Origin of the sequence: Kitasatospora sp. NPDC047058, assembly GCF_040643935.1 — a bacterium.
GTDB lineage: Bacteria > Actinomycetota > Actinomycetes > Streptomycetales > Streptomycetaceae > Kitasatospora.
On sequence record NZ_JBEYVJ010000406.1, the window covers coordinates 1 to 5,786 of the forward strand.

A 5,786-nucleotide genomic window follows, 5' to 3' on the forward strand; every position below is an offset into this window, starting at 1 on the left:
CACCAGTCACTTTCCCTTCGATCTGCCCCGCTCTTCGACGCTACCCCGCCCGGCAACAAATCGAAGACTCGTCCGGAGTCGCGGCGAGGGTCAGGACACGGCCGGCGATGCCCCAGCCGCCGTCGGGCACCTCCTCGACGAGCACCAGGGTGGTGGCGCGGGCACGCTCGCCGTAGATCTCGGCGTACAGATCGGTCGCGCGGGTGACGAGCTGCTCCTTCTGTTGCTCGGTGAGGGTACCGGCGGGGACCTTGAAGTTGGCGTACGGCATGGGGAGTTCCACTCCTGTCACAGGGTCTGGTCGAACGGCCGGCAGGTGCCTGCCGCCCTCCCACCATCGGCCGGTCCGCAGCCGGCCACCAGGCTCTGCCCACCCTGGGGTCGTCACCCCCTGGTTCGCGTGCGCCCGACACGGCAGGATGCCGGCATGGACCTTCCCGAACTCGCCGCGTTCCTGAAGTCCCGGCGCGCCCGGATCAGGCCGTCCCACGTCGGTCTGCCCGCCGGGCCCCGGCGCCGGGTGCCCGGCCTCCGGCGGGAGGAGGTCGCCCAGCTGGCGGGCCTGTCCGCGGACTACTACACCGAGTTGGAACGCGGCCGCGGCGCCCAGCCGTCGGCGCAGGTCCTGGCCGCCCTGGCCCGGGCGCTGCGACTGGGCGGCGACGAACGCGACCACCTGTTCCACCTCGCCGAGCGGCCCGTGCCCCCGGCTGCGAGCGGCCCGACCGCGCACATCACGCCGGGACTGCTCGCGCTCCTGGACCGGCTCGCGGCGACCCCGGCACAGATCATCACCGACCTGCACGAGACCCTCGTGCAGAACGCGGCGGCCGTCGCGCTCGTGGGCCGGCAGCCGGCGGGGCGCGGGCCGGCGGCGAGCCTCATCCACCGCTGGTTCACCGATCCCGACACCCGCGCGATCTACCCGCCGGACGAACACCCGCACCATTCCCGGGTGTTCGTCGCCGACCTGCGGGCCGTCGCCGCCCGGCGCGGCCGCGACGCCGAAGTACACCACCTCGTGAGCACGCTGCGGAGGCGCAGCGCGGAGTTCGCCGCGTTGTGGGACACCCATGACGTGGGCCTGCGCCGGTCGGACCACAAGCGCATCGTCCATCCGGCGCTCGGAGTCGTCGCCGTGGACTGCAACAGCCTGTTCAGCGAGGACGGACGCCAGCGCCTGCTGTGGTTCACCGCCCCGCCCGGCACCGAAGCCGCCGCCCAGCTGGAGCTGATCACCGTACTCGGCACGCAGGACCTGACCGGGAGTCCCGCGACGGCGCCGCGCTGAGCCGGCTCCGCCGCGGGACGTCCGTGACCACCACCGTCACGCATCCGCACGGCGGCACTTCGGCGGCAACCCTCGGCGGCCCTCGGCCACCGGAGCCCGGCCTCCCCACCGGCAGCGGCGTCCGGTCAGAGCCAGGCCGCCATGTGGGCCTGCCAGGGGTCGTCCCCCTCGCGGGCGAAGTACAGCGACCGTGCGCTCACCCACAGGACGGTCCTGCCGAGCCGGTCGGGGTGGCGCTCCAGCATCGCCTCGAAGAAGCCCTCCGCCGTCGTCTGCTCCGCCAGGACGTCCTCCGCGTCGTCGAGGTACTGCCGGGTCTCGGCGGTGATCCGTCCGGCGTCGTCGTCGAGGTCCTTGTTCTGGTGGCTCGCGACGATGCGGCTCGGCTGCAGGGCCGCGACCGCGTCGATGGCCTTGCGCCACGGGCCGAACTCCCCGGCGGCCGCGTCGGCGAGGTACAGGTGCACGCCGTTGTAGAGCGCGTCGCCGGCCACCACCAGGCCGAGGTCCGGCACGTGCACCACGGTGCAGTCGTCGCTGTCCGCGTGCCCGACCTGGACGATGCCGACGTCGTGCCCTTCCAGGGTGAGGCGGTTGCCGGGGACCGTCACGGCCGTGACCGCGGTCTCCGGGATCTGGTCCGGCCAGATCACGTCCCAGAGCAGCTCCCTGGCCGACACGTTCTCGTGCATCTGCGCGATGGTGCCGGCGGAGGCGACCACCTGGGCGCCGAAGCGCTCGGCGAGCAGGTCGGCGGTGAACCAGTGGTCACCGTGTCCGTGGGTGGCGACGATGTGCGTCAGCCGCTTCCCGCTCGCCTGGACCCAGTCCCCGACCTTCTGCGCCTGCTCGCCGGTGAGCGGCGCATCGACGAGGACGGCGTCCTGCCGGCCCTGGACGAGCGTGACCGCGATGGGCTGGTAGCGGCGGGGTTCCCCGTTGGGTAACGGTCCGGACCCGGTCAGCGGCGACGGATCGACGACGAAGACGTCGTAGCCGAGGGCGGTTTCTGTGGTCACGGTGTTCCTCCCATCATGCCTGCGATCGTGCCTGCCGACATGGGGGCGAGGCTCGGCCGCGCATACCTCCACTCTCCCGGCCACGCGGCGCGCCCGCACCACGTGGCACGCGTGGTGCGGGTATGGCGGAGCGCTGCGGAGCACGGCGGACCGCGGCGGAGAGGCCCCGGGTATTTGGGGAACTACGCCCGGAACGTGGCCCGGTAGTCCGCGGGGGACGTGCCCACACAGCGGTGGAAGGCCGCCCGGAAGGCGGCCGGGCTGCCCAGGCCGCTGAGGCGGGCGACCTGCTCGACGGGGCTGGTGGTGGTCTCCAGGAGTTCACGGGCCCAGTCGATGCGGGCCGCGGTCAGCCAGGCCATCGGCGAGGTTCCCGTCTCCTGCTGGAAGCGGCGGATGAACGTCCGGCGGGACATGTGCGCACGCTCGGCCAGTTCGTCCACGCTCTGGCGGCGGGCGAGATTGTCGAGCATCCAGGCGCGGACCGGTGCGAGGTCCGCACCGCAGGAGGCCGGCCGGAAGCGCTCGATGTACTGCGCCTGGCCGCCGGAACGCTGGGGCGGGGCGACGAGCAGCCGGGCGCGGGCGTTGGCGGCCGCGGCGCCGTGGTCCCTCCGGATGATGTGCAGGCACAGGTCGACGCCCGCGGTCACCCCCGCGGAGGTGAGGATGTCGCCGTCGTCGACGTAGAGCAGGTTCGGCCGGACGTCGACCCGGGGGTACCGGCGCTTCAGCTCGGCGGTGTCCCGCCAGTGCGTCGTGGCGGGGCGCCCGTCCAGCAGCCCGGCGGCCGCCAACGCGAACGCCCCCGTGCAGATCGACACCAGCCGCGCCCCGCGCGCGTGCGCCGCGCGGATCGCCGACAGCGCCGCGGCGGGAACCGGGCCGCCCTGTTCCTCGTAGCCGGGGACGACCACGGTCTCGGCGTCCTGCAGTGCCTCCAGTCCGGCGGACGTGCCCACCGTGAACCCGCCGCTGCGGACCGGCCCGGCGGACGGATCGGTGCAGACGGTGACCCGGTAGTGCGGGTCCGCCCCGAAGGCCTGCACCGGTATGCCGAGGTCGAGCGGAAGGACCCCGGGGAGCGCCAGCACCGCGACCCGGTGCGCATCGACGGCCGACATGGCACGATCCTAGCGCTGAACGGCCTCCGTGCCACTGTCGGCGGCGGAGCCCCGATTCGTAGCCTGCGGCCATGGACTTCTCACTCGACCTGCCCACCGGCCCCCTCGCCGACGCCGTCCTCTCCGTCGTGCGCAGCTCCGAGACCGAGCCGGTGGCCAACCACAGCGTGCGCAGCTTCTACTTCGCCCAGCTCATCGCCGCCCACGAGGGGTGTCTGACGGACGCCGCCTACGACCGTGACCTGCTGTTCGCCGCCACCGTCCTGCACGACGTGGGCACGGGCAGCCTGGCGATGGGCGAGGCCCGCTTCGAGGTGGAAGGGGCGGACCTGGCGGCGGACCTGCTGCGGCAGCACGACGTCCCCGAGGCGGACGTCGACCGCGTGTGGGAGGCGATCGCCCTGCACGCCTCCCCCGGCATCGCCGAGCGCCGCGGCGTGCTGTGCTACCTCACCCGCGAGGGCGTGGGCGCCGACTTCGGACGCAACGCGGAGATCGTCGCCCCCTGGGAACAGCGGATCCACGCCGCCCACCCGCGCCTGGACATGGCCCGCTCGCTCGTCGACGCGATCGTGGAGCGGGCCGCCCGGTCGGACGCCGCCGCTCCCCGCTACTCGCTCGGCGGCGAACTCCTCCGCGAACGCCGGGCCGACGGCATGACCGGCCTGGAACGCGCCGCAGCCGCCTGCCCCTGGGGCGAATGACCGGGACCCGGGTGGGCCCGCCGTCGGGCGGCCCGAGCGGGTGGGTGGGCTGCGCCGAGCCCACCCACCCACCATGCCTCCGGCCTTCGGGGAATCGCCGTCGGCCGCGCAGCAGCCCCGCTGACGACGGCGGTCGGGGGTGGCGGACGAACACCTCGCACGACCCGTTCTCCGAGGCCCGATCCGGCCGGCAGCGGAACCGTCCGACTCCGGACGGCATCACTGTGACCGGTGCTGGAACAGCGAGGAGGGTCATGAAGCGGTTCGCGAGAAGTGTGACCGGCCAGTTCACGATCGCGGCGATCGCTTCGCTCGCGTTCTTCGCCCTGGTCTGGGCCGTCGGAGGCTGGGTGGTCACTGCGCTCGTCGGCGACTACACCCTCGACCTCGACAAGTAGACCGGATCCGCGGGCAGTTGCGAACGTCCGCTCAGCCTCGGATCAGTCGTCCAGTCGGTCGTCCGCGGGGGTCGGGCGCGGGTAAACGAGGCGGCGGACGGCCGGTGCGGAGACCGCCTGGATGTCGTCCGCACCCGGCACGGCCACGTGGACGAAACCGCCCTCGACCGCGAGGCGCACACCCGTCAGGCGCTCCGCCTGGGCTCCGTCGGCCGCGGTCAGGGTGTAGCCGGGGACGAGCTCGATCACCGCGTCGTCCCGCCAGTTGAGCCGGGCGTTCACCGGGCCGCCTCCGCATCGCCGGCGGTGACGTCCATCGAGGCGACCGCGGGGAAGTCCAGGTCCGGCTCGGCGACGTGGTTGAAGTAGTTGGAGAGCGTGTTGAGCGCGACGTGCGCCACGATCTCGGCGAGCTCCTCGTCCGTGACCCCGGCCTTCCGGGCCAGGGCGAGCTGGTTCTCGTCGACCCGGCCGCGACCGCGCACGACGTCGGCGGCGATCTGCAGGACGGCACGGGCGTGCGGGTCGGCGTCCTCGGCGCGGCGGGTGGCGAGGAGTTCGTCCTCCGTCATCTTCAGCAGCCGGCCACCGCGCAGGGTGTGCGCGGAGACGCAGTACAGGCAGTTGTTCTCCTGGGCCACCAGGAGCGCCAGCTGCTCCCGAAGCCGCTCGCCGAGGACGCCGCCGGTCAGCGAGTCGCGCAGCGCCAGGTAGCCGCGCAGGGCGGCGGGGCCGTGGGCGAGCGAGGCGTAGAGGTTGGGGATCCTGCCGAGCTGCTTGCGGGTCGCCTCCAGCAGTTCGCCCTGGTCGGGCGCAGCGGTGTCCGGGGTGAGCTGCGGTATCCGTGGCACGGTGTCCTCCGTGGTGTCGCCGGCGCCGCCGGGACGGGGCCGGTCGTCGGTGTCGTCGGTGTCGTTGGTGTTGTCAGCGTTCTTGGCATCGCCAAGACGGTACCGGTCGTTCTCGTTTTCAGGACGGTACCGATCGGTTCTGTTTGACGTCAAGGTGATTCCGCAAAGTCGGAACCGATCGGTACCATCAATCCATGGCAACCCAGGCACGAGCCCGGCTCCTCAGCACGGCCGAGGACCTCTTCTACGCGGAGGGCGTCCGCGCCGTCGGCGTCGACCGCATCCTCACCGAGTCCGGCGTCGGCCGGGCCTCCTTCTACCGGCACTTCGCCGGCAAGGACGACCTGGTGGTCGCCGTCCTCCAGGGCCGCGACGAACGCTGGCGCCAGTGGCTGCGCG

General features: G+C 73.1%; 9 protein-coding genes. 4 read left to right on the top strand and 5 right to left on the bottom strand.

The window, feature by feature from the left end:
- Positions 1 to 40: 40 nt before the first annotated feature.
- A complete protein-coding gene (locus tag ABZ885_RS34055; protein ID WP_360197451.1) occupies positions 41 to 271 on the bottom strand; it encodes a 4-oxalocrotonate tautomerase family protein in 231 nt (76 codons plus the stop codon).
- Positions 272 to 427: 156 nt separating this feature from the next.
- Here ABZ885_RS34055 and ABZ885_RS34060 point away from each other — a divergent pair, with 156 nt between their 5' ends.
- On the top strand, positions 428 to 1,291 hold the full coding sequence (locus tag ABZ885_RS34060) for a helix-turn-helix transcriptional regulator (RefSeq protein WP_360197453.1): 864 nt from the start codon (positions 428 to 430) through the stop codon (positions 1,289 to 1,291).
- A gap of 125 nt (positions 1,292 to 1,416) precedes the next feature.
- On the opposite strand, the gene ABZ885_RS34065 is transcribed toward ABZ885_RS34060, so the two are convergent.
- Together ABZ885_RS34065 and ABZ885_RS34070 are read right to left on the bottom strand one after the other, a co-directional pair.
- Entirely contained in the window at positions 1,417 to 2,310 is an 894-nt protein-coding gene (locus ABZ885_RS34065) for an MBL fold metallo-hydrolase (protein WP_360197456.1), read from the bottom strand.
- A 182-nt stretch (positions 2,311 to 2,492) separates the two neighbouring features.
- Positions 2,493 to 3,434: a helix-turn-helix domain-containing protein gene (locus ABZ885_RS34070; RefSeq protein WP_360197459.1), complete on the bottom strand. Its 942-nt coding sequence runs from the start codon at positions 3,432 to 3,434 to the stop codon at positions 2,493 to 2,495.
- A gap of 71 nt (positions 3,435 to 3,505) precedes the next feature.
- On the opposite strand from ABZ885_RS34070, the gene ABZ885_RS34075 reads away from it, so the two are divergent.
- Both ABZ885_RS34075 and ABZ885_RS34080 read left to right on the top strand, forming a co-directional pair.
- Positions 3,506 to 4,138, top strand: coding sequence for an HD domain-containing protein (locus ABZ885_RS34075; protein ID WP_360197462.1), 633 nt, complete (start codon positions 3,506 to 3,508; stop codon positions 4,136 to 4,138).
- A 254-nt stretch (positions 4,139 to 4,392) separates the two neighbouring features.
- The gene (locus ABZ885_RS34080) at positions 4,393 to 4,536 is read left to right on the top strand and encodes a hypothetical protein (protein ID WP_360197465.1); all 144 of its coding nucleotides are present in this window, start codon (positions 4,393 to 4,395) and stop codon (positions 4,534 to 4,536) included.
- Positions 4,537 to 4,578: 42 nt separating this feature from the next.
- On the opposite strand, the gene ABZ885_RS34085 is transcribed toward ABZ885_RS34080, so the two are convergent.
- Together ABZ885_RS34085 and ABZ885_RS34090 are read right to left on the bottom strand one after the other, a co-directional pair.
- On the bottom strand, positions 4,579 to 4,818 hold the full coding sequence (locus ABZ885_RS34085) for a hypothetical protein (RefSeq protein ID WP_360197468.1): 240 nt from the start codon (positions 4,816 to 4,818) through the stop codon (positions 4,579 to 4,581).
- On the bottom strand, positions 4,815 to 5,387 hold the full coding sequence (locus ABZ885_RS34090) for a carboxymuconolactone decarboxylase family protein (RefSeq protein WP_360197471.1): 573 nt from the start codon (positions 5,385 to 5,387) through the stop codon (positions 4,815 to 4,817). Before ABZ885_RS34090 ends, ABZ885_RS34085 begins: the two co-directional genes overlap by 4 nt.
- Positions 5,388 to 5,581: 194 nt before the next feature.
- Here ABZ885_RS34090 and ABZ885_RS34095 point away from each other — a divergent pair.
- Positions 5,582 to 5,786: helix-turn-helix domain-containing protein (locus ABZ885_RS34095; RefSeq protein WP_360197474.1), on the top strand; the 205-nt coding region annotated here is incomplete at its 3' end.

Coding starts and splice junctions, on each gene's coding strand:
- ABZ885_RS34055 (WP_360197451.1), bottom strand. CDS start 271: ATGCCGTACGCCAACTTCAAGGTCCCCGCCGGTACCCTCACCGAGCAA.
- ABZ885_RS34060 (WP_360197453.1), top strand. CDS start 428: ATGGACCTTCCCGAACTCGCCGCGTTCCTGAAGTCCCGGCGCGCCCGG.
- ABZ885_RS34075 (WP_360197462.1), top strand. CDS start 3,506: ATGGACTTCTCACTCGACCTGCCCACCGGCCCCCTCGCCGACGCCGTC.
- ABZ885_RS34070 (WP_360197459.1), bottom strand. CDS start 3,434: ATGTCGGCCGTCGATGCGCACCGGGTCGCGGTGCTGGCGCTCCCCGGG.
- ABZ885_RS34080 (WP_360197465.1), top strand. CDS start 4,393: ATGAAGCGGTTCGCGAGAAGTGTGACCGGCCAGTTCACGATCGCGGCG.